The organism is Sphaerotilus uruguayifluvii (assembly GCF_013294065.1).
GTDB classification, from domain to species: Bacteria; Pseudomonadota; Gammaproteobacteria; order Burkholderiales; family Burkholderiaceae_C; genus Sphaerotilus; species Sphaerotilus uruguayifluvii.
In genome coordinates, this window is sequence record NZ_JABSNM010000018.1 from 46,164 (window position 1) to 66,379 (window position 20,216).

Here is a 20,216-nt window from a genome sequence, read left to right on the forward strand (position 1 = left end):
GTGCGTCGGTGTCGGTCAGGTCGGGGAAGGATCTCGGGGCCGGGCTCAGGCGCTGAACCAGTGCTCGCGGGCCTTCATGATCAGCGCCTTGGCCTGGGCCTCGTCGACGCCGGTCATCTCGGTCAGCTCGTCCACCGCGAGATCGGCGAGATCGTCGCGGGTGTGGATGCCGCCCTCGGCCAGGCTGGCGATCAGCTCGGCGTTGAGTCCTTCCATGTCGCGCAGGTCCTGCGACACCTCCTCGACACGCTCCTCCTTGGCGATCTCCATCGTCAGCAGCGCGTTCTTGGCGCGGGCACGCAGTTCCTGCACCGTCTCCTCGTCGAAGGATTCGATCTCCAGCATCTCCTGCAGCGGCACGTAGGCCACTTCCTCGAGGCTGGCGAAACCTTCGGCGATCAGGATGTCGGCGACTTCCTCGTCGACGTCGAGCTTCTCGACGAACAGGCTGCGGATCGCGTCGCTCTCCTCGGCCTGCTTGGCCGCCGATTCCTCGGCGGTCATGATGTTGATGCGCCAGCCGGTCAGCTCGGAGGCCAGGCGCACGTTCTGGCCGCCGCGACCGATCGCGATCGCGAGGTTCTCCTCGTCGACGACGACGTCCATCGCGTGCTTCTCCTCGTCGACGACGATGGACTGCACGTTGGCCGGCGCCAGCGCGCCGATGACGAACTGCGCCGGATCCTCCGACCACAGCACGATGTCGACGCGCTCGCCGGCGAGCTCGTTGGTGACGGCGTTGACGCGCGAGCCGCGCACGCCCACGCAGGTGCCGATCGGGTCGACGCGCTTGTCGTACGAGACGACGGCGATCTTGGCGCGGCTGCCCGGATCACGGGCGCAGCTCTTGATCTCCAGCAGCCCCTGCTCGATCTCGGGCACTTCCTGGCGGAAGAGCTCGATCATGAACGACGGCGCCGAGCGCGACAGCAGGATCTGCGGACCGCGCAGCGTCGGGTCGATCTCGACCATCATCGCCCGCACGCGGTCGCCCGAGCGCAGGTTTTCCTTCGGGATCAGCTCGCCGCGCTTCAGGCGGCCCTCGACGCGGCCGCTCTCGACGATCAGGTCGCCCTTGTCGAGGCGCTTGACCGTGCCGGTGAAGATCTTGTCGCCGCGCGACAGGAAGTCGTTGAGCAGCTGCTCGCGCTCGGCGTCGCGGATCTTCTGCAGGATGACCTGCTTGGCGGCCTGCGCACCGATGCGGCCGATCGGCACCGACTCGACCGACTCCTCGAGGAAGTCGCCGACCTCGATGTCGTCGATCTGCTCCTTGGCCTCGAAGTGCAGGATCTCGGCCTCGGGCTGCTGCAGGCCGGCCTCGTCGGGCACGACGTTCCAGCGCCGGAAGGTCTCGTAGGCGCCGGTCTCGCGGTCGATGGCGACACGGATGTCGACCTCGCCCTCGTAGAGTTTCTTGGTGGCCGAGGCCAGCGCCGACTCGACGGCGCCGAACACGACCTCGCGATCGACGTTCTTCTCGCGCGAGATCGCATCGACCAGCATCAACAGTTCGCGGTTCATTCTTCGTGACCTCCGGATTCTTGTGCCGCTTCGCCCGCCGCCGCGGGAACATCCTTGCGGGCGCGCCCCTTGAAGTCCACGACCGGCACCAGCCGGGCCTCGCGGACCTCGTCGAGCGTGAAGCCCAGCACCTGCTCGTCCTTGCCCTCGCGGAAGATCAGTTCCAGCGAGGCCTCGGGACCTTCCCCTGCCAGACGCAGGATGCCGCGGTATTTCTTGCGCCCCTGGAAGACCTGACGCAGCGTGACGTCGATCTCGGCGCCCTCGAAGCGCTGGTAGTCGACCATGCGCCTGAGCGGCCGGTCCAGCCCCGGAGAGGAGACTTCCAGGCGGGCATAGTCGCAGCCCTCGACCTCCAGCACGCGCTGGAGCTGTCGCGTGACCTGCTCGCAGTCCTCGACCAGAACGAACTCGCCCGGACCGGTCGGGTAGACGGCTCCCGGAGTCCGGTCGATGTAGACACTCAGCAATCCACGCGGGCCACGCTCGCATTCCACGAGCTCGTAGCCCATCCCGGTGACGGTTCGTTCGACAGCCTGCTGCCAGTTCATCTATGCAGTACAAACGGCAGCCTCGGAGCCGCGCAACCCCAGGAGCACCACCCCGCCCGTCGAATCCTTCAGCGGATCGTCCAGATCGGGAGGCCTGTCCTCGAGCCACGCCAGCCGGCTGCCGCACTCCTTCCGGTGCCTTGCGGCGGTTCAAGCAAAAAAAATGGGCTGGAATTTCATCCGCCCATTCAGCGTTTTAGCGAAAACTGGATGATACCCGAGCCGCGCCTCGCGGGCAACCACCCGCCCCGCCCCGAACGCAGGCCCGGCAGGCCATGCGGGCGTGAGACAATGCACGCCCTTTCCGGGAGCGCGCGCGCCGCGACCCCGGCGCCGTGCGCCCCGGCGCGACGGATTTCACGCACACGAACCAACTCGCCCCACAACGGAGATTCCATGGGTTTCCTCGCAGGCAAGCGCCTCCTGATCACCGGTCTGCTGTCGAATCGCTCGATCGCCTACGGCATTGCCAAGGCCTGCCACCGCGAAGGCGCCGAACTGGCGTTCAGCTACGTCGGCGAGCGCTTCAAGGACCGCATCACCGAATTCGCCGCCGAGTTCGGCTCGAAGCTGGTGTTCGAGTGCGACGTCAGCAGCGACGAGCAGATCGAGCGCGTCTTCGCCGACCTGGCGCAGGCCTGGCCGGAGGGCTTCGACGGCTTCGTGCACTCGATCGGCTTCGCGCCGCGCGAGGCCATCGCCGGCGACTTCCTCGACGGCCTGTCGCGCGAGAGCTTCCGCATCGCGCACGACATCTCGGCCTACAGCTTCCCGGCGATGGCCAAGGCGGCCTTCCCGCACCTGCGTCCGGGCAGCTCGCTGCTGACGCTGAGCTACCTGGGCGCGGTGCGCTTCGTGCCGAACTACAACACGATGGGCCTGGCCAAGGCCTCGCTGGAAGCCAGCGTGCGCTACCTGGCCGCCAACCTGGGCCCGAAGGGCATCCGGGTCAACGGCATCTCGGCCGGCCCGATCAAGACGCTGGCCGCCAGCGGCATCAAGGACTTCGGCAAGCTGCTCAACCAGTTCGCCGGCAACGCGCCGCTGCGCCGCACCGTCACCATCGAGGACGTGGGCAATGTCGCCGCCTTCATGCTGTCGGATCTGGCCGCGGGCATGACGGCCGAGATCAGCTACGTCGACGGCGGCTTCAGCCAGGTGATGATGGGCAGCACGCCCGAAGCCTGATCCCGGAGAGCCCTGCATGCGCGCCCTGCTGGCCGAAGACGACGCCATCCTCGCCGACGCGCTCGGCACCAACCTGAAGTCGGCCGGCTTCGAGGTCGAGGTCGCCGACAACGGCGCGGTGGCCGAATACCTGCTGACGAAGCAGGCCTTCGACGTCGGCATCATCGACATCGGCCTGCCGCTGGTCGACGGGCTGACGGTGGTGCAGCGGGTGCGCGCGGCCAAGCCGGGGCTGCCGCTGCTGATCCTGACCGCGCTCGACGGACTGCACAACCGCGTCGCCGGCCTGAACGCCGGCGCCGACGACTACCTGACCAAGCCCTTCGACTTTCCCGAGCTGGAGGCGCGCATCCGCGCGGTGCTGCGCCGCAGCCAGGGTTCGGCGGCCCAGCCGTCCGCACCGGCCGGCACGGACGCGGTCAGCGTCGGCCAGCTGCAGTTCGACCGCGACGCGCGGCGCACGACCATCGCCGGCCAGCCGGTCGAGCTGTCGCCGCGCGAGTGGCTGCTGCTCGACCTGCTGCTGAGCCAGCGCCGCAAGGTGATCACCAAGGAGCAGATCGCCCAGGCCTGGTCAACCGAGGTCTCCGAGAGCGGCGGCCCCAGCTCGCTGGAGGTCTACATCCACCGCCTGCGCCGCAAGCTCGAGGGCTCGGGCGTGGGCATCCGCACCGTGCGCGGCCTGGGCTATCTGCTCGAAACCCAGGACTGACACGCCATCCCCCGTGCGGCGACACTCGCGGTCGCCATGCCCGTCTTGCCGCAGTCCCTGCTCAACCGGCTGCCGGTCGTCTCGCCCGGCAGCCGCTCGCTGCGCCGTCACCTGCTCGCCTGGCTGCTGCTGCCGCAGCTGGTGCTGTGGCTGGCCGCGGCGCTGGTCACCCACCATGTCGCGGTGCGCTATGCCGACCGCGCGATCGACCACGGCCTGTACCTGTCCTCGCGCGCGCTGGCGCGCCAGGTCAAGCCGGTCGACAGCGGCCTGCTGATCGACTTCCCGCGCGCGGCGCGCGACATCATCGAGTCCGACCCGGACGACCGGGTCTACTACATGGTCAGCAGCCCGCCGGGCGAGTTCATCCTCGGCAACCACAAGCTGACGCCGCCGGCCGACATCGAGGCCCTGGTGCCCGAGCGGCCCTCGTTCTACGACGCCCGCATCGAGACGCCCGACGGCGAGGTCACGGTGCGCGTGGCCGCCATCCTGCTGAACTACGGCGAGCCCGGACAGGGGCAGCGCATGATGGTGCAGGTCGCCAAGAGCCGCGTCAGCCGCGAGGCGCTGGCGCGCGACCTGCTGGTCGACACCGCGCTGCCGCTGTCGCTGCTGGTGCTGGCGATGTCGGCGCTGGTGTGGGCGGGCGTGCGCACCGGGCTGGCGCCGCTGGCGCGGCTGCGCGAGGCCGTCAGCGGCCGCGGCCCCGACGACCTCGCGCCGATCGAGCTGGAATCCGCGCCGGAGGAAGTGCGCGACCTGGCCGCGGCGGTCAACACGCTGCTGGCGGCGGTGCGCGACTCGGTGGCGGCGCAGCAGCGCTTCATCGGCGACGCCGCGCACCAGCTGCGCACGCCGCTGGCCGGCCTGAAGGGCCAGACCGAACTCGCGCTCAAGGAGACGAGCGACCCGGCGCTGCAGGCGCGGCTGCAGCGCGTGCACGAGAGCGCCACCCGCAGCGCCCACCTGATCAACCAGCTGATGACGCTGGCGCGCGCCGAGCCCGAATCGGTGGCGCGCATCGGGCGCAGCCGCTTCGACCTGCGCCGGCTGGTGCAGGAGCTGACCGCCGAGCTGGTGCCGCGCGCGCTGGCCGACGGGCGGGACCTCGGCATGGACGAGCCGGAGGACGGCGACGAGCCGCCGCCGCTGGTGCTCGACGGCAACGCGCTGCTGATCCGCGAGGCCATCGCCAACCTGATCGACAACGCGATCCGCTATGCCGGCCGCGGCGCCGAGATCACCGTGCGGGTGCGCGAGGACGGCGCACGCCGGCGCGCGATCGTCGAGGTCGACGACACCGGCCCGGGCATCCCGGAGGCGCTGCACGGCGCGATCTTCGAGCGCTTCTTCCGCGGCACCAACGAGGGCCGCGGCTGCGGCCTGGGCCTGGCGATCGTGCGCGAGATCGTCGAGCGCCACCACGGCCGGGTGCAGGTGGCCCGGCTGAACCCGCACGGCACCCGCATGTCGGTGCTGCTGCCGCTGACCGATCCGGCAGGCGCCCCGCCCGCCGGGACCTGAACGGCAGATATCAGGGATTTCACCTAATGTTAATCCTTTAAAGCATCATTAATCTTCATGCCTGTCAGCGGGGACGCATCCGTACCCTGCGCGAGACACCCACCCACCCCTGGACTGGAGCAGACATGAAGAAGATGGAGAAGACGACGCGCTTCGCGCGCACCCTGCTGGCCACCGTGGCCGGCCTGACCGTGGCGGGCCTGGCGCAGGCCGGCGAGGTCGAGGTGCTGCACTGGTGGACCTCGGGCGGCGAGGCCAAGGCCGCGTCGGCGCTGAAGGCGACGCTGCAGGCCAAGGGCCACACCTGGAAGGACTTCGCGGTCGCCGGCGGCGGCGGCGATTCGGCCATGACGGTGCTGAAGTCGCGCGTGGTCTCGGGCAATGCGCCGGCCGCGGCCCAGATCAAGGGCCCGTCGCTGCAGGAATGGGCCGCCGAGGGCGTGCTGGCCAACATCGACGACGTCGCCAAGGCCGAGAAGTGGGACAGCGTGCTGCCCCCGGTCGTGGCCAACGTCATGAAGTACAAGGGCAGCTACATCGCTGCGCCGGTCAACGTGCACCGCGTGAACTGGCTGTGGGCCAACCCGGAAGTCTTCAAGAAGGCCGGCGCCAAGGTGCCGACCACCTGGGACGAGTTCTTCGTCTCGGCCGAGGCGCTGAAGAAGGCCGGCATCATCCCGGTGGCGCACGGCGGCCAGCCCTGGCAGGACTTCACCACCTTCGAGAGCGTGGCCCTCGGCGTCGGCGGCACCGACTTCTACAAGAAGGCCCTGGTGCAGCTCGACCAGGGCACGCTGAAGAGCGCCACCATGGACAAGGTCCTGGAGACCTTCCGCAAGGTCAAGGGCTACACCGACAAGAATGCCGCCGGCCGCGACTGGAACCTGGCGACCGCGATGGTCATCAAGGGCGAGGCCGGCATGCAGCTGATGGGCGACTGGGCCAAGGGCGAGTTCATCGCCGCCGGCAAGGTCCCGGGCAAGGACTTCACCTGCGCCGCCGCCCCCGGCACCGCCAAGGCCTTCACCTTCAACGTCGACTCCTTCGCGATGTTCAAGCTGAAGAACGAGGCCAACGTCAAGGCGCAGAAGGATCTGGCCGCCGCGATCATGTCGACCGACTTCCAGGAAGTGTTCAACCTGAACAAGGGCTCCATTCCCGTGCGCCTGAACATGGACCTGGCCAAGTTCGACGACTGCGCCAAGCTCTCGAGCAAGGACTTCGTCGACACCGCCAAGTCGGCCTCGCTGGTGCCCTCGGTCGCGCACGGCATGGCCGTGCCGTCGGCGGCGGCCGGCGCGATCCAGGACGCGGTCAGCCAGTTCTGGAACAGCGACAAGATGTCGGTCGCCGAAGCCAAGGCCAAGATCGCCTCGGCCGCGATGGCGAAGTGATCCCGGCCTGAGCCGCCCGGCTCGCCGACCTGCCATGGCCGCCGCGGCGGCCATGGCCCTTTCAGGGCCTGCCCCGCCGCGGGCGGGCCCCATTCCCCCAGCTCGCCACCACCATGTCCTCCTCCACCGCCGCCCGGCTGGACCGCTGGCTGCCGCGCCTCGTGCTCGCCCCCAGCTTCGTCCTCTCGTTCCTGTTCATCTACGGCCTGATCGCCTGGAACGGCTACCTGTCCGTCTCGGCCTCGCGTCTGCTGCCGAACTACGACTTCGTCGGCCTGCAGCAGTACGTGACGCTGTTCGAGTCGGAGCGCTGGATGGTGGCGCTGAAGAATTTGGGGCTGTTCTCGGTGCTGTTCATCGGCATCGGCATGGCGCTGGGCCTGCTGCTGGCGATCCTGCTCGACCAGAAGATCCGTGCCGAAGGCCTGCTGCGCACGATCTACCTCTACCCGATGGCGCTGAGCTTCATCGTCACCGGCACCGCCTGGAAGTGGATCCTCAATCCCGGCCTGGGCCTGGAGCACCTGATGAACCAGTGGGGCTTCGAGAACTTCCGCTTCGGCTGGCTGGTCGACCCCGACATGGCGATCTACACGGTCGTGATCGCCGGCGTCTGGCAGAGCTCGGGCTTCGTGATGGCCCTCTTCCTGGCCGGCCTGCGCGGCATCGACGACTCGATCATCAAGGCCGCGCAGATCGACGGCGCGACGCTGCCGCAGATCTACTGGCGCATCATCGTGCCGAGCATGCGCCCGGTCTTCTTCTCGACGCTGATGGTGCTGGCGCACATCGCGATCAAGAGCTTCGACCTGGTGATGGCGCTGACCGCCGGCGGCCCCGGCTTCGCCACCGACGTGCCGGCGACCTTCATGTACACCCACGCCTTCACCCGCGGCCAGATCGGTCTGGGCGCGGCCTCGGCCACCGTGATGCTGGCCACCGTCGCCGCCATCGTCGTGCCCTACCTGTACAGCGAGCTGCGCTCGCAGCGTCGCTGACCCGGCGCCGGCGGAGAGTCCCCTCATGAAAAACGTCCACCGCTTCATCATCTTCGGCCTGCTCGGCGTCTTCGCGCTGTTCTTCCTGCTGCCGTTCTACGTGATGCTCGTGACCTCGCTGAAGGACATGAGCGAGATCCGCGGCGGCAGCCTGCTGGCCCTGCCGGCCGCGCTGGACTTCACGGCCTGGGGCAAGGCCTGGTCGAGCGCCTGCACCGGCACCGACTGCAACGGCCTGAAGCCCTACTTCTGGAACTCGATGGCCATGATCATCCCGGCCGTGGCGGTCTCGACCACGCTGGGCGCGCTCAACGGCTACGTGCTGACCAAGTGGCGCTTCAAGGGCAGCGAGCTGCTGTTCTCCTTCATGCTGTTCGGCGTGTTCATGCCGCTGCAGGTGGTGCTGCTGCCGATGTCGCAGATCCTGGGCTGGATCGGCCTGTCGGACTCGATCTGGGGCCTGATCACGGTGCACGTGCTGATGGGCCTGGCCTCGACCACGCTGTTCTTCCGCAACTACTACATCGGTCTGCCCGACGAGCTGATCAAGGCGGCGATGCTCGACGGCGCCGGCTTCTTCCGCATCTTCGTGCGCATCGTGCTGCCGCTGTCGACGCCCATCCTGGTCGTGACGCTGATCTGGCAGTTCACCAACATCTGGAACGACTTCCTGTTCGGCGTGGTCTTCTCCGGCGCCGATTCCAAGCCGATCACGGTGGGCCTGAACAACCTGGCCAACACCTCCAGCTCGGTCAAGGAATACAACGTGGACATGGCCGCCGCGATGATCGCCGCGCTGCCGACGCTCTTCGTCTACGTCGTCGCAGGCAAGTACTTCGTGCGCGGGCTGACCGCCGGCGCCGTCAAGGGTTAAGAAGGATTCAGGATCTCATCATGGGCGCACTTTCCATCCGCAACGTCCGCAAGACCTACAGCGGCGACATCCACATCCTCAAGGGCATCGATCTCGAGATCGAGAAGGGCGAGTTCCTGATCCTGGTGGGCCCGTCGGGCTGCGGCAAGTCGACGCTGCTGTCGATGATCGCCGGCCTCGACAGCCCCACCAGCGGCACCATCCACATCGGCGAGCGCGACGTCACGAACGCGCTGCCCAAGGACCGCGACATCGCCATGGTGTTCCAGAGCTACGCGCTCTACCCGAACATGAACGTGGCCGAGAACATCGCCTTCGGCCTGGAGATGCGCAAGGTGCCGAAGGCCGAGCGCGACAAGGCCGTGGCCCGCGTGGCCAAGATGCTGCAGATCGAGCACCTGCTCGAGCGCAAGCCCGGCGCGCTCTCGGGCGGCCAGCGCCAGCGCGTGGCCATGGGCCGCGCCCTGGCGCGCGACCCGGCGCTGTTCCTCTTCGACGAGCCGCTGTCCAACCTCGACGCCAAGCTGCGCGTGGAGATGCGCGCCGAGATCAAGCAGCTGCACCAGCGCACCAAGACGACCACCGTCTACGTCACCCACGATCAGGTCGAGGCGATGACGCTGGGCGACCGCATCGCGGTGATGCAGGGCGGCGTGGTGCAGCAGTTCGGCACGCCCGACGACATCTACGCCCGCCCGGCCACCGTCTTCGTGGCCGAGTTCATCGGCTCGCCGGCGATGAACATGCTGCGCGGCACGGTCGCCGCCGGCGGCGTGTCGGTGAATGGCACGCTGCTGGCGACCCATGCCGAGCATCAGGCGGCGGCCCCGGCCGGCCGCAAGGTGATCTACGGCCTGCGCCCGGAGAAGATCAGCTTCGCCTCCAGCGGCCTGGCCGGCGAGATCACCATGCTGGAGCCCACCGGCCCGGAGACCTACGTGTCGGTCAAGACCGCCGCCGGCCCGGTGGTGGTGCGCGTGCCCGGCCATGTCGACGAGCAGGTCGGCGACCGGGTGAACCTGAGCTGGTCGACCGACGCGGTCCACCTCTTCGACGGCGAGACCGAAAAGCGCCTGGGCCGCTGATCCGCCCCGCCCGGACAGGCCGGCCCCGGTGCCGGCTTGTTCTGGGCACGAAACCTGCGGCGCGCTAGGATGGCGCGCCGCTGCCGTTTCCGGCCTGCACCTGTCCGCCCCTCCTCTTCATTCCCGATTGAACGCCCCGCAGATGAGCTCCCGTTCGCCCTATCCCCGCCTCGTGGCCGACATCGGCGGCACCAACGCCCGCTTCGGCTGGATCGCGCATGATGGCGCCGCGATCGACCAGATCCGCACCCTGCCCTGCGCCGAGCACGCGACGCTGGCCGACGCGGTGCGCGCCTATCTCGCCGGCACCGGCCTGGGGCAGCCCGGCTCGATGGCGATGGGCATCGCCAATCCGGTCACCGGCGACGAGATCCGCATGACCAACCACCACTGGGGCTTCTCGATCTCGGGCCTGCAGGCCGAGCTGGGGCTGCAGCGGCTGGTGGTGATCAACGACTTCACCGCACTGGCGCTGGCGCTGCCCTCGCTGCAGCCGCACGAGCTGCGCCAGGTCGGCGGCGGCAGCGCCCGCCCGCAGGCCCCGATCGCGCTGATCGGCCCGGGCACCGGCCTGGGCGTGTCCGGCCTGCTGCCGGCCGGCGACCAGTGGGTCGCGCTGGCCGGCGAAGGCGGCCATGTGACGCTGGCGGCAGGCGACGCGCGCGAGGAGGCGATCATCGCGGTGCTGCGCGAGCGCTACGGCCACGCCTCGGCCGAGCGCGCGATCTGCGGCGCCGGCCTGGTGGCGCTGTACGAGGCCGTCTGCCAGCTCGACGGCGTGGCCGCGACCGCGTCGACGCCGGCCGACGTCAGCCGCCGCGCGCTCTCGGGCGAATGCGCCCGCAGCGTCGAGGCGGCCTCGCGCTTCTGCGCGCTGCTGGGCAGCGTCGCGGGCAACCTGGCGCTGACGCTGGGCGCGCTGGGTGGCGTCTACATCGGCGGCGGCATCGTGCCGCGCCTGGGCGACTTCCTCGACCGCTCGCCCTTCCGCGCCCGCTTCGAGGCCAAGGGACGCTTCCAGGCCTATCTGGCGCAGATGCCGGTCTTCGTGATCGACGCCAGCGTGTCGCCAGCGCTGCTGGGCGTGGCGCGCGCGCTGGATCAGGATCTCTGAGGTGGTTGGACAGCAGCGCTGAGGCCAGAAGCCAAAAAGAAAAAGCCGCGGCGGGTACCGCGGCTTTTTTTCGGGTCGTCGGATGCGCATATGCATCCAACAGGGTCAAAGATCAGAGTTTGGTGGTTGGCAGACCGGTGCTGTCGTAGCTGGCCGAAGGTGCGTACGGCGTCACCACCGGCTTGGCCCAGGTGCCGTCAGCATTCTTCTTCAGCTCGATCTTGACTGGGAAGGTCAGGTAGGTCTGACGGTCGAAGACCAGGATGTCGTCGTAGGCGAAGGTCTTCGAGTACACCTCGCCTGCCTTAGCCGTGGCAATCTGCAGCGTGATCGAAGTCCGCGCGGGGTCGACACCGCTCACCTTTGTGACAGCAATCCAGTAGGTTCCCTCAAGCAACTTTGTCTCGTCACAAGAGGCGTAGTAGTGCTCCGTCGTGCTGTCAGCGGTGAACCCCTTGCCATCACGATCCAAGTAGCCAGCGTAACCCTTCAAAGAGTTGGTGACTTGACTATCGCCTCCGCCGCCTTTGGCGGGATCATTTTCGTCCAAGTAGTGAACCCACTGGACATAAGAACTGCTTTTCACCGGAGGTGTAGGCTCAATCACGTGCAGGTCAAAGTCGTTACGCGAACCATATGCACTTGCAGGCAGTGACCACGACAGCGTCGCGGTGAAGAAGCCCTTGTTGTTGGCCAGGTTGGTCGGCGTGACCAGCGCGGCCATCTTCGCGCTCAGGGCCGAAGCGTCGGAGCCCGGACGGGCGCTCAGGCCCAGACGCAGCATCGTGCCGTCGGTCGGCGAGCCGATGCTGGCGAAGCCCTTGTCCGCGAACAGCGCGCCCTGCTCACCCTGGCTGACCAGCGTGACCTTCTGGCGCTCGGTGTAGAGCGCCTGGACACGCGCCTTCTGCACGTTGCCCAGCGTCGTCGAGGTCGGCACCGCGGTCTTCATCTCGGACAGCGCGGCCGCCGTCTGCGAGGCGACCTGGGCCGGGAAGGACGAGCCCAGCGCGGTGAAGCGCGAGTCGCCCGTCTTCGTCGCCAGGGCCGTCCAGCCCGAGTTGTCGCCGCCCAGGAAGTCCCAGAAATACTCCCAGTACGCGCTCAGCGCGCCGTCGAGCGACTGGCGGTAGGTCGTGGCCAGCGCCTGCAGCTGCGCGGTGTTGGCCGAGTAGAAGGTCTCGTAGTGGACCACCTCGCCGTTGATCGTCTCGATCGCGCCGGTGTTGACGCCGTGGCGGGCGCGGCGCATCGCGGCGCGCTGCGCGTCGGCATCGTCGGGCAGCGCCATCGTGCCGTTGTAGTACGCGACCGTGTAGCCGCCGTCCGGATCGCAGATGCCCGTGGTCGCGGCCGAACCGGTGACGTGGCCGGCCATCAGCGCCGCACCGGCCGCAAGCGCCAGTGCGTGACGCAGGAAAGTGTTCGTGCTCTTCATCGTGTCGCTCCCTGTGATGTCACTGGCTGGCGCAGCCATTGCCGTCCGGGGCCCGAACCACGGTGTCGTTGACGGCCGCGGTGTAGGCCAGATAGGCCTGGACGCGGGCATCGGTGTTGACCGCGACGCGGCGCAGGTCGGCGACCGCCTTGTAGCCGGCATCGATCGTGGCGGCCGTCTGCATCACGCACTCGACCGCATCGCTGGCGGCGGTGCGCGCCTTGCGCAGCGCATCGCTGTCGGACACGCCGACCGTCAGCGCGCCCTGGTAGGCCTTGGCCAGCTGCGTGACCGCCGAGCCCATCGGCGCGGTGTAGCCCTGGGCGGCGATCCAGGTGGCGACGTCGTCGCGCACGCTGTCGCCGTTCGCATCGGTGCCCGCCACCGTGGTGCCGCGGTCGATCTGCAGCGTCGAGGCCGACACGCTGGTCAGCACCTCGCCGGTCGATTTCGCCGGCGTGTCGCTGCCGCCACCGCCGCCACCACCACCACCGCAACCGGCCAGCAGGCCGAACGCCAGCAGCGCCCCCATCATCGACAACTTCTTCATGTCCATCGGTTCCACGCTTGATGCAACTTGGGTCGTAAGCCCTGCTGGCTCGCCCGCCGAACCTGCGATGGATCACCGCGAGATCGGCGGACAGGTCCTGTCCAGCTGGTTGCGTTGCATTCTGGAACTCGACAAGCGGCAGACTAACCCTTCATTTCGGGGGTTCTGGAGCGCACTTTTCCGATATTGCGACTTATTGGGCGCTTCACGGGTACCGCGCCGCCCGCAACGAGGCGACAAGCTTCAGCAAACCTTCCTCATCGAGGATCGGCAGGCTCAGGGACTGAGCCTTGTCAAGCTTCGACCCGGCCTCCGCGCCCGCCACGACATAGCTCGTCTTCTTCGAGACCGAGCCGCTGACCTTGCCGCCGGCGGCCTCGATCAGGTCCCTGGCCTGGTCGCGGCCCATCGTCGGCAGCGTGCCGGTCAGCACGAAGGTCAGGCCGGCCAGCGGCAGGCTCTGCGCCGGCGGCGCGCCCTCGTGTTCGTCCCAGGTGACGCCGGCGGCGCGCAGCTGCTCGACCACCTCGCGGTGGTGCGGCTGGTCGAAGAAGGTGCGCAGGCTGGCCGCCACGATCGGCCCGACGTCGGGTACCTCGACCAGCTGCTCGGGCGTGGCGTCCATCAGCCGGTCGATGCCGCCGAAGTGGCGCGCCAGCGCCTTGGCGGTCGACTCGCCCACATGGCGGATGCCCAGCCCGAACAGGAAGCGCGCCAGCGTGGTGTGGCGGCTCTTCTCCAGCGCGTCGACCAGGTTCTGCGCGCTCTTCTCGCCCATGCGCTCGAGCGCGGCGAGCTTGAGCACGCCCAGCTTGTAGAGCTCGGGCAGCGTGCGGATCAGGCCGCTGTCGACCAGCTGGTCGACCACCTTGTCGCCCAGGCCCTCGATGTCCATCGCACGCCGGCCGGCGAAGTGCAGCAGCGCCTGCTTGCGCTGCGCCGGGCAGAACAGGCCGCCGGTGCAGCGCCAGTCGGCCTCGCCTTCTTCCCGCACGATGTCGCTGGCGCAGACCGGGCAGCGGCCCTGCAGGCGCAGGTAGAGGTCGAAGGGCTCGCCGGCGTCCGGCGGTCGGCGCTCCGGCACCACGCCGACCACCTCGGGAATCACGTCGCCGGCGCGGCGCACAATCACCGTGTCGCCGACGCGCACGTCCTTGCGGCGCGTCTCGTCCTCGTTGTGCAGCGTGGCGTTGCTGACGGTGGTGCCACCGACGAAGACCGGCTCGAGCTTGGCCACCGGCGTGAGCTTGCCGGTGCGCCCGACCTGGATGTCGATCGCCAGCACGCGCGTCATCTGCTCCTGCGCGGGGTATTTGTGCGCCACCGCCCAGCGCGGCTCGCGGCTGACGAAGCCCAGGCGGCGCTGCAGCGCCAGTTCGTCCACCTTGTAGACCACGCCGTCGATGTCGAAGGGCAGCGTGTCGCGCAGCGCGCCCACGCGGGCATGGAAGGCCGCCAGCCCCTCGGCGCCCTCGACCACCGCGCGCTCGGCGCAGACCGGCAGGCCCCAGCCCGCCAGCCGGTCGAGCACCCCGGAATGCGTGGCGGGCTCGCCCCCGACCTCGGGGCCGTCCCAGCCGACCACCTCGCCCAGGCCGTAGGCGAAGAAGCTCAGCGGCCGGCTCGCAGCGATCGCCGGGTCGAGCTGGCGCACCGCGCCGGCGGCGGCATTGCGCGGGTTGACGAAGGTCTTCTCGCCCTTGTCGCCGCGGGCGATGCGCTCGCGCTGGCGCTCGTTGAGCCGCTCGAAGTCGTCGCGGCGCATGTAGACCTCGCCACGCACCTCCAGCACCGCCGGAGCCTCGTGCACGTCCTTGCGCAGCCGCAGCGGGATCTGATGGAGGGTGCGGATGTTCTGCGTCACGTCCTCGCCGGTCTCGCCGTCGCCGCGGGTGGCCGCACGCACCAGCACGCCCTGCTCGTAGCGCAGGCTGATCGCCAGGCCGTCGAACTTCAGCTCGCAGGCGTAGCGCAGCGCGGGCGCGTCCTCGCCCAGCTCGAGCTCGCGGCGCAGCCGCGCGTCGAAGGCGACAGCGCCGCTGGCCTCGGTGTCGGTCTCGGTGCGGATCGAGAGCATCGGCACGGCATGGCGCACCGATGCGAAGCCGTCGAGCACCGCGCCGATGACCCGCTGCGTGGGCGAGTCGGGCGTGCGCAGCCCCGGATCGGCGTCCTCGAGCGCCTGCAGCTCGGCGAACAGGCGGTCGTACTCGGCATCCGGAATCTCCGGCGCGTCGAGCACGTAGTAGCGGTGGGCGTGATGGTGGAGCTGGCGACGCAGCTCGGCCGCGCGCAGGGCGGCCGGCTCCGCGCAAGGCGGAGGCAGGTCGGAGGGAGCGTCGGAAAAGAGATCGGTCTGGGACATGCGCGCCAGTGTAGGCGCGGCACGCCCTCGGCCGGATCTCGGCCGGATCTCAGCTGAACAGGCGGCGCGTGACCGGCGCCCCCGCGGGCAGGCCGAACTCCTCGAGCTTGTCGTACAGGCCGTCGAGGTCCTCGCGGATCATCGCGAAGGACTCGGCGTTGAGCATCTGGCCGTTGTCGTCGGTGACGTCGGCGTCCAGCGCGATCGCCAGCGCCTGGCCGGAGGCGCACCAGGCGTTGAAGGGCTGCTCCTGGCGCGGTGTCTGCGGCACGTCGAAGACCAGCGACATCTCGTCGACCCAGACATTGCCGGGATCGTCGGCCAGCGCCGCCTGCGCGTCCAGCGACAGCTCCAGCACCGCCGGCGCCGCCTCGCCGCGGCCCGGCAGCACCAGCCGGCCCGGGGTCGGTCCGTTGACGAAGCCGTGGCGCGAGGCGTGCTGCTGCACCCAGCTCAGCGGCCAGCTGCCGCGGCGGGCGTGCAGCCGCATCGCCAGCTGCGCGTCATGGTTGACCGCGATGTGGTCGAGCGCACGCGCCTGGCCGACCACCTCGAGCATGTCGGGAAAGCGGACCGCCGCCCCGAGCGAATCGGCGCAGGCCTGGATCTTCTGCACGAACTCGGAATACTCGATCTCGTTGATCGGCCCGCTGCGATTGACCATCTGCAGCCCGGCGCGCAGCGCGTCGTAGCGTGCCGAGGCCAGCGGCGCCTCCCAGTCGCCGCCGCCGACCGGCCGCGCCTCGATCAGGAAGGGCTTGCTGCCGGCGCGACGGCTCGGCGGCACATGCGCGAGCACCTGCTCGCCCGGCAGCGGCTCGTCGGGCAGCATCTCGACGACCGAGTCGATCAGCGCGTCGATGCGCGCGCTGGTGCTCTGGCGGCGCGGCGGCTGCACCAGCGCGGCCGGCACCTCGGCCAGGCGCTGCTCGATCGGCGCGGGCGGCTCGACCGCGACCGGCGCCACCGGCATCGGGATCTCGCGCGGCAGGCTGTCGAAGACCGCCGGCTGCGTGGCCGCCGGCTCCGGCGCGAAGCTGGGCTCGTGTGCCATCGGCACGGTGCGCAGCGAGACCGGATCGATCTCCTCGGGCCGCGGCAGCGGCGTGGTGTCGGGCTCGGCCGGCACGGCCGGGGCCGGCGCGGGAGCGCTCGCGGGCCGGCCCCGGCCGGACGCCCGGCGGGTCTGCCAGGCGCCATGCCCGATCACCCCGGCGAGCACCAGCCCGCCGATGATGGCCAACCAGAGTTGAAGCGAATTCATCGGACCCCGTTTTCCTTGTCGTCAGTGCGTGTCGTTGCGCGGCAGTCGCATCGCTGGCTCATCTCATGACTCCGCCATCGAGACGGCGGCCTCCATGTCGACGGCGACGATGCGCGAGACGCCCTGCTCCTGCATTGTCACCCCGATGAGCTGTTCTGCCATTTCCATCGCTATTTTGTTATGCGAGATGAACAGGAACTGCGTCTGGTCCGACATTCGGCGCACGAGGCGGGCATATCGCTCGGTATTGGCGTCGTCCAGCGGCGCATCGACCTCGTCGAGCAGGCAGAACGGCGCCGGATTGAGCTGGAAGATCGCGAAGACCAGCGCGATGGCGGTCAGCGCCTTCTCGCCGCCCGACAGCAGATGGATGGTCGAGTTCTTCTTGCCCGGCGGCTGCGCCATGACCTGCACGCCGGCGTCGAGGATCTCCTCGCCGGTCATCACCAGCCGGGCGGTGCCGCCGCCGAACAGCGACGGGAACATCTGGCCGAAGCCGGCGTCGACCCGCTCGAAGGTGCTGCGCAGCAGGTCGCGCGTCTCGGCGTCGATCTTGCGGATCGCCTCCTCCAGGGTCTGCATCGCCTCCTGCAGGTCGGCGTTCTGCGCATCCAGGAAGCCCTTGCGCTCGCGCGCCGAGCCCAGCTCCTCGAGCGCGGCCAGGTTGACCGCGCCCAGCGCGTTCATCTCGCGCTGCAGCCGGTCGATCTCGGCCTGCAGGCCGTGCAGGCGCACGCCGTCGCGTTCGATGCCCTCGGCGAGCGGCGCCAGATCGACGCCGGCGGCCTGCAGCTGCTCCATGAACTGCGCGCCGCCCAGCGAGGCGGCCTGCTCCTCGAGCTGCAGCCGGGTGATGTCGTCGCGCAGCGGCTGCAGCTCGCGCTCGAGCGCGCCGCGGCGCTCGTCGTGCTGGCGCAGCTGCAGCGTGAGCTCCTCGTGGCGCGAGCGCACGCCCGAGAGCGCCTGCTCGCGCTCGATGCGCAGCTCCAGCGCCTCCTGCAGGCCCTCGCTGGTCGAGGCCTCGTCGAAGCCGTCGAGCTCGAGCTGCAGCTGGCTCTCGGTCTGGGTGGCGGCGCGGATCTGCTGCGCGGCGGTCTCGATCGCGCGCTGCAGCTCGCCACGGCGCGCCTCCAGCGCGCGGGCGCCGAACTGCGCCTCCTGCGCGCCACGCTCGAGCCGGCGCAGCTGCTCGCGCGCGTCGCCCAGGCGCCGCTCGGCCTCCAGCACCCGGTCCTCGGCGGCGACCTGCGCCTCCTGCGCATCGCCCAGCTGCAGATCCAGCTCTTCCAGCCGGGCCTGATCGGTCTGGCGGCGCTCCTCGATGTCCTCGGCCTGCAGGTCGATCTCGGCGATCTCGGCGTCGAGCTGCTCGCGCCGGCGGGTGGCCTGCTCGGCCTGCTGCGCCAGGCGCAGCACCTCGACCTGCAGCTGATGCGCGCGCGACTGCGCCTCGCCCGCCTCGCGCCGGGCGACGGCGAGCTGGCGCGAGGCCTCGGCGGCGGCAGCCTCGGCGCGCACCTGCGCGTCGCGCGCGCCGTCGGCCAGCAGCCCCTGCGCGCGGGTCTGGCGGTCGAGCTGCTCGATCTCCTGCGCGCGCGCCAGCAGGCCGGACTGCTCGGAGTCCGGCGCATGGAAGGCCACCGCATGGCGGCTGACCGCATGGCCGGCCGGCGTCAGGATCAGCTCGCCCGGGCGCAGCCGCTCGCGCAGCGAAAGCGCCGCGGCCAGATCCGGCGCGGTGCGGCAGCCCGCCAGCCAGTCCTCCAGCAGCCCGGAGAGCGCCACATCGCCCAGGCGCAGCCGCGAGGCCAGCGTCGGCAGCGGAAGATGCGGCGCCTCCTCGGCCGGCACCTCGGCGCGAGCAGCCTCGGCCAGACTGCAGAACACCAGCCGCGCCGGCGGCGGATCGGCCTCGAAGGCGCGCACCGTCTCGACCCGGCCGATCTCCAGCGCCTGCAGGCGCTCGCGCAGCGCCGCCTCCAGCGCGCTTTCCCAGCCCGGCTCGACCTGCAGCCGGGTCCACAGCGCCGCCAGCCCGTCCAGGCCGTGGCGCGCCAGCCAGGGCGGCAGCCGGCCACCGCGCTGCACCTTCTCCTGCAGCGCACGCAGCGCGTCGAGCTTCGCGGCCAGCTGGGCGCGACGCGCCTGCTCCTGGCTGGCGAGCTGCTGCGCGGCGCGGCGCTGCTCCTCCAGCTCGGGCAGCTGCTCGGTCAGCGCGGCCAGCCGCTCCTCGGCCTGGGCCTGCAGGTCGCGGGCCTCGTCGAGCTGCGCCTGCAGCAGCGCCAGCCGCTCGGCGTCCGGCGCGGCGAGCTGGCGCCGCTCGGCGCCGAGGCGCTCGCGGCGCAGCTCGATCTCGCGGCGGCGCTCGTCGAGGTGGCGCGACTGCGCCGCCAGCAGCTGGATCTGCTGCTGCACGCCGGTGGCGCAGGCCCGCTCGGCGCCGGCCTGCTGGGTGGCCTGGCGCAGCCGGTCCTCGGCGGCGGGCAGCGCCTCGGCCTGCTCTTCCAGCTGCGCGGCCAGCACCGCAGCCTGCTCCTCGGCCTCGATCTGGCGCCCGGCCAGGTCCTCGAGCTGCGCCTGGGCCTCGGCCTGGCGCTCGACCCACTGCGCGGCCTGGGCCTGCGCCTCAGTCAGCCGCTGCTGGCTGCGCCGGCGCGCGTCGGCCACATGGCGGATGCGCTCCTCGAGCCGGCTGACCTGCATCGCCGCCTCGGCCAGACGGCCCTGGGCGACGTGCAGCGCGTCGTTCGATTCATAGTGCGACTGGCGCAGCGACTCCAGCGCCGCCTCGGTGGCGCGCAGCTCGGCCACACGCGACTCCAGCGCGTTGGTCGCCGCCCGCACCGCCTCGCGCACCCGCTGCTGCTCGCCGGTGGCGTCGCGGTGCTTCAGGAACCAGAGCTGGTGCAGCTTGAGCGTGCCGGCCTGCTGCAGGTCGCGGAAGCGCTGCGCCACCTGCGCCTGCGCCTCCAGCTTCTCGAGGTTGGTGTCGAGCTCGCGCAGGATGTCCTCGACCCGCGTGAGGTTCTCGCGGGTGTCCTTCAGGCGGTTCTCGGTCTCGCGGCGGCGCTCCTTGTACTTGGAGACGCCCGCGGCCTCCTCCAGGAACAGGCGCAGCTCCTCGGGGCGCGACTCGATGATGCGGCTGATCGTGCCCTGGCCGATGATGGCGTAGGCGCGCGGGCCCAGACCGGTGCCCAGGAACACGTCCTGCACGTCGCGCCGGCGCACCGGCTGGCTGTTGATGTAGTACTGGCTGGTGCCGTCGCGGGTCAGCACCCGGCGCACCGCGATCTCGGCGTACTGGTTCCACTGGCCGCCGGCGCGCGCGCTGGCGTTGTCGAAGATCAGCTCGACGCTGGCGCGGGCGGCGGGCTTGCGATTGCCCGAGCCGTTGAAGATCACGTCCTGCATCGACTCGCCGCGCAGCTCGCTGGCCTTGCTCTCGCCCAGCACCCAGCGCACCGCATCCATGATGTTGGACTTGCCGCAGCCGTTGGGGCCGACCACGCCCACCAGCTGCCCGGGCAGCTGGAAATGGGTCGGATCGGCAAAGGACTTGAAGCCCGCGAGCTTGATCGAATTCAGGCGCATCGGCCGCAAGTCTTTGATCTGAAAGTGATTTTCCCGCA

The 20,216-nt window shown here is 70.1% G+C and carries 15 protein-coding genes; 8 read left to right on the forward strand and 7 right to left on the reverse strand.

The window, feature by feature from the left end:
• Positions 1-45 precede the first annotated feature (45 nt).
• Both nusA and rimP read right to left on the reverse strand, forming a co-directional pair.
• The gene (nusA, locus tag HNQ01_RS17315; RefSeq protein WP_173806675.1) at positions 46-1,524 is read right to left on the reverse strand and encodes a transcription termination factor NusA; all 1,479 of its coding nucleotides are present in this window, start codon (positions 1,522-1,524) and stop codon (positions 46-48) included.
• A complete protein-coding gene (rimP, locus tag HNQ01_RS17320) occupies positions 1,521-2,075 on the reverse strand; it encodes a ribosome maturation factor RimP (RefSeq protein ID WP_173806676.1) in 555 nt (184 codons plus the stop codon). Before rimP ends, nusA begins: the two co-directional genes overlap by 4 nt.
• Positions 2,076-2,471: 396 nt before the next feature.
• Between rimP and fabI the strand changes: the two genes are divergently transcribed.
• From fabI to HNQ01_RS17360, 8 genes are all read left to right on the forward strand, one after another.
• Complete coding sequence (fabI, locus tag HNQ01_RS17325; protein WP_173806677.1) at positions 2,472-3,263, forward strand: enoyl-ACP reductase FabI; 792 nt, start codon at positions 2,472-2,474, stop codon at positions 3,261-3,263.
• A gap of 16 nt (positions 3,264-3,279) precedes the next feature.
• Positions 3,280-3,975, forward strand: coding sequence for a response regulator transcription factor (locus HNQ01_RS17330; RefSeq protein WP_173806678.1), 696 nt, complete (start codon positions 3,280-3,282; stop codon positions 3,973-3,975).
• Between the two features lie 36 nt (positions 3,976-4,011).
• Positions 4,012-5,502, forward strand: coding sequence for a sensor histidine kinase (locus tag HNQ01_RS17335; RefSeq protein WP_173806679.1), 1,491 nt, complete (start codon positions 4,012-4,014; stop codon positions 5,500-5,502).
• Between the two features lie 134 nt (positions 5,503-5,636).
• Entirely contained in the window at positions 5,637-6,896 is a 1,260-nt protein-coding gene (locus HNQ01_RS17340) for an ABC transporter substrate-binding protein (RefSeq protein WP_173806731.1), read from the forward strand.
• Positions 6,897-7,009: 113 nt separating this feature from the next.
• Positions 7,010-7,894, forward strand: a complete 885-nt coding sequence (locus HNQ01_RS17345) for a carbohydrate ABC transporter permease (protein WP_173806680.1) — start codon at positions 7,010-7,012, stop codon at positions 7,892-7,894.
• A 25-nt stretch (positions 7,895-7,919) separates the two neighbouring features.
• Positions 7,920-8,768, forward strand: a complete 849-nt coding sequence (locus HNQ01_RS17350; protein WP_173806681.1) for a carbohydrate ABC transporter permease — start codon at positions 7,920-7,922, stop codon at positions 8,766-8,768.
• A 20-nt stretch (positions 8,769-8,788) separates the two neighbouring features.
• Positions 8,789-9,853: an ABC transporter ATP-binding protein gene (locus tag HNQ01_RS17355; RefSeq protein ID WP_173806682.1), complete on the forward strand. Its 1,065-nt coding sequence runs from the start codon at positions 8,789-8,791 to the stop codon at positions 9,851-9,853.
• Positions 9,854-9,995: 142 nt separating this feature from the next.
• Positions 9,996-10,967 carry a glucokinase gene (locus HNQ01_RS17360; protein WP_173806683.1) on the forward strand — a complete coding sequence of 324 codons (972 nt, stop codon included), beginning with the start codon at positions 9,996-9,998 and terminating at the stop codon, positions 10,965-10,967.
• Positions 10,968-11,079: 112 nt separating this feature from the next.
• Here the strand turns inward: HNQ01_RS17360 and HNQ01_RS17365 are convergent, their stop codons facing one another.
• The 5 genes from HNQ01_RS17365 to smc form a co-directional block, all read right to left on the reverse strand.
• Complete coding sequence (locus HNQ01_RS17365) at positions 11,080-12,405, reverse strand: hypothetical protein (RefSeq protein ID WP_173806684.1); 1,326 nt, start codon at positions 12,403-12,405, stop codon at positions 11,080-11,082.
• A 19-nt stretch (positions 12,406-12,424) separates the two neighbouring features.
• Complete coding sequence (locus tag HNQ01_RS17370) at positions 12,425-12,955, reverse strand: hypothetical protein (RefSeq protein ID WP_173806685.1); 531 nt, start codon at positions 12,953-12,955, stop codon at positions 12,425-12,427.
• A gap of 205 nt (positions 12,956-13,160) precedes the next feature.
• Positions 13,161-15,320: an NAD-dependent DNA ligase LigA gene (gene ligA, locus HNQ01_RS17375; RefSeq protein ID WP_173806686.1), complete on the reverse strand. Its 2,160-nt coding sequence runs from the start codon at positions 15,318-15,320 to the stop codon at positions 13,161-13,163.
• Between the two features lie 49 nt (positions 15,321-15,369).
• Positions 15,370-16,584 carry a cell division protein ZipA C-terminal FtsZ-binding domain-containing protein gene (locus tag HNQ01_RS17380; protein WP_173806687.1) on the reverse strand — a complete coding sequence of 405 codons (1,215 nt, stop codon included), beginning with the start codon at positions 16,582-16,584 and terminating at the stop codon, positions 15,370-15,372.
• 63 nt (positions 16,585-16,647) lie between these two features.
• On the reverse strand, positions 16,648-20,178 hold the full coding sequence (smc, locus tag HNQ01_RS17385; RefSeq protein WP_173806688.1) for a chromosome segregation protein SMC: 3,531 nt from the start codon (positions 20,176-20,178) through the stop codon (positions 16,648-16,650).
• Between the last annotated feature and the right edge of the window lie 38 nt (positions 20,179-20,216).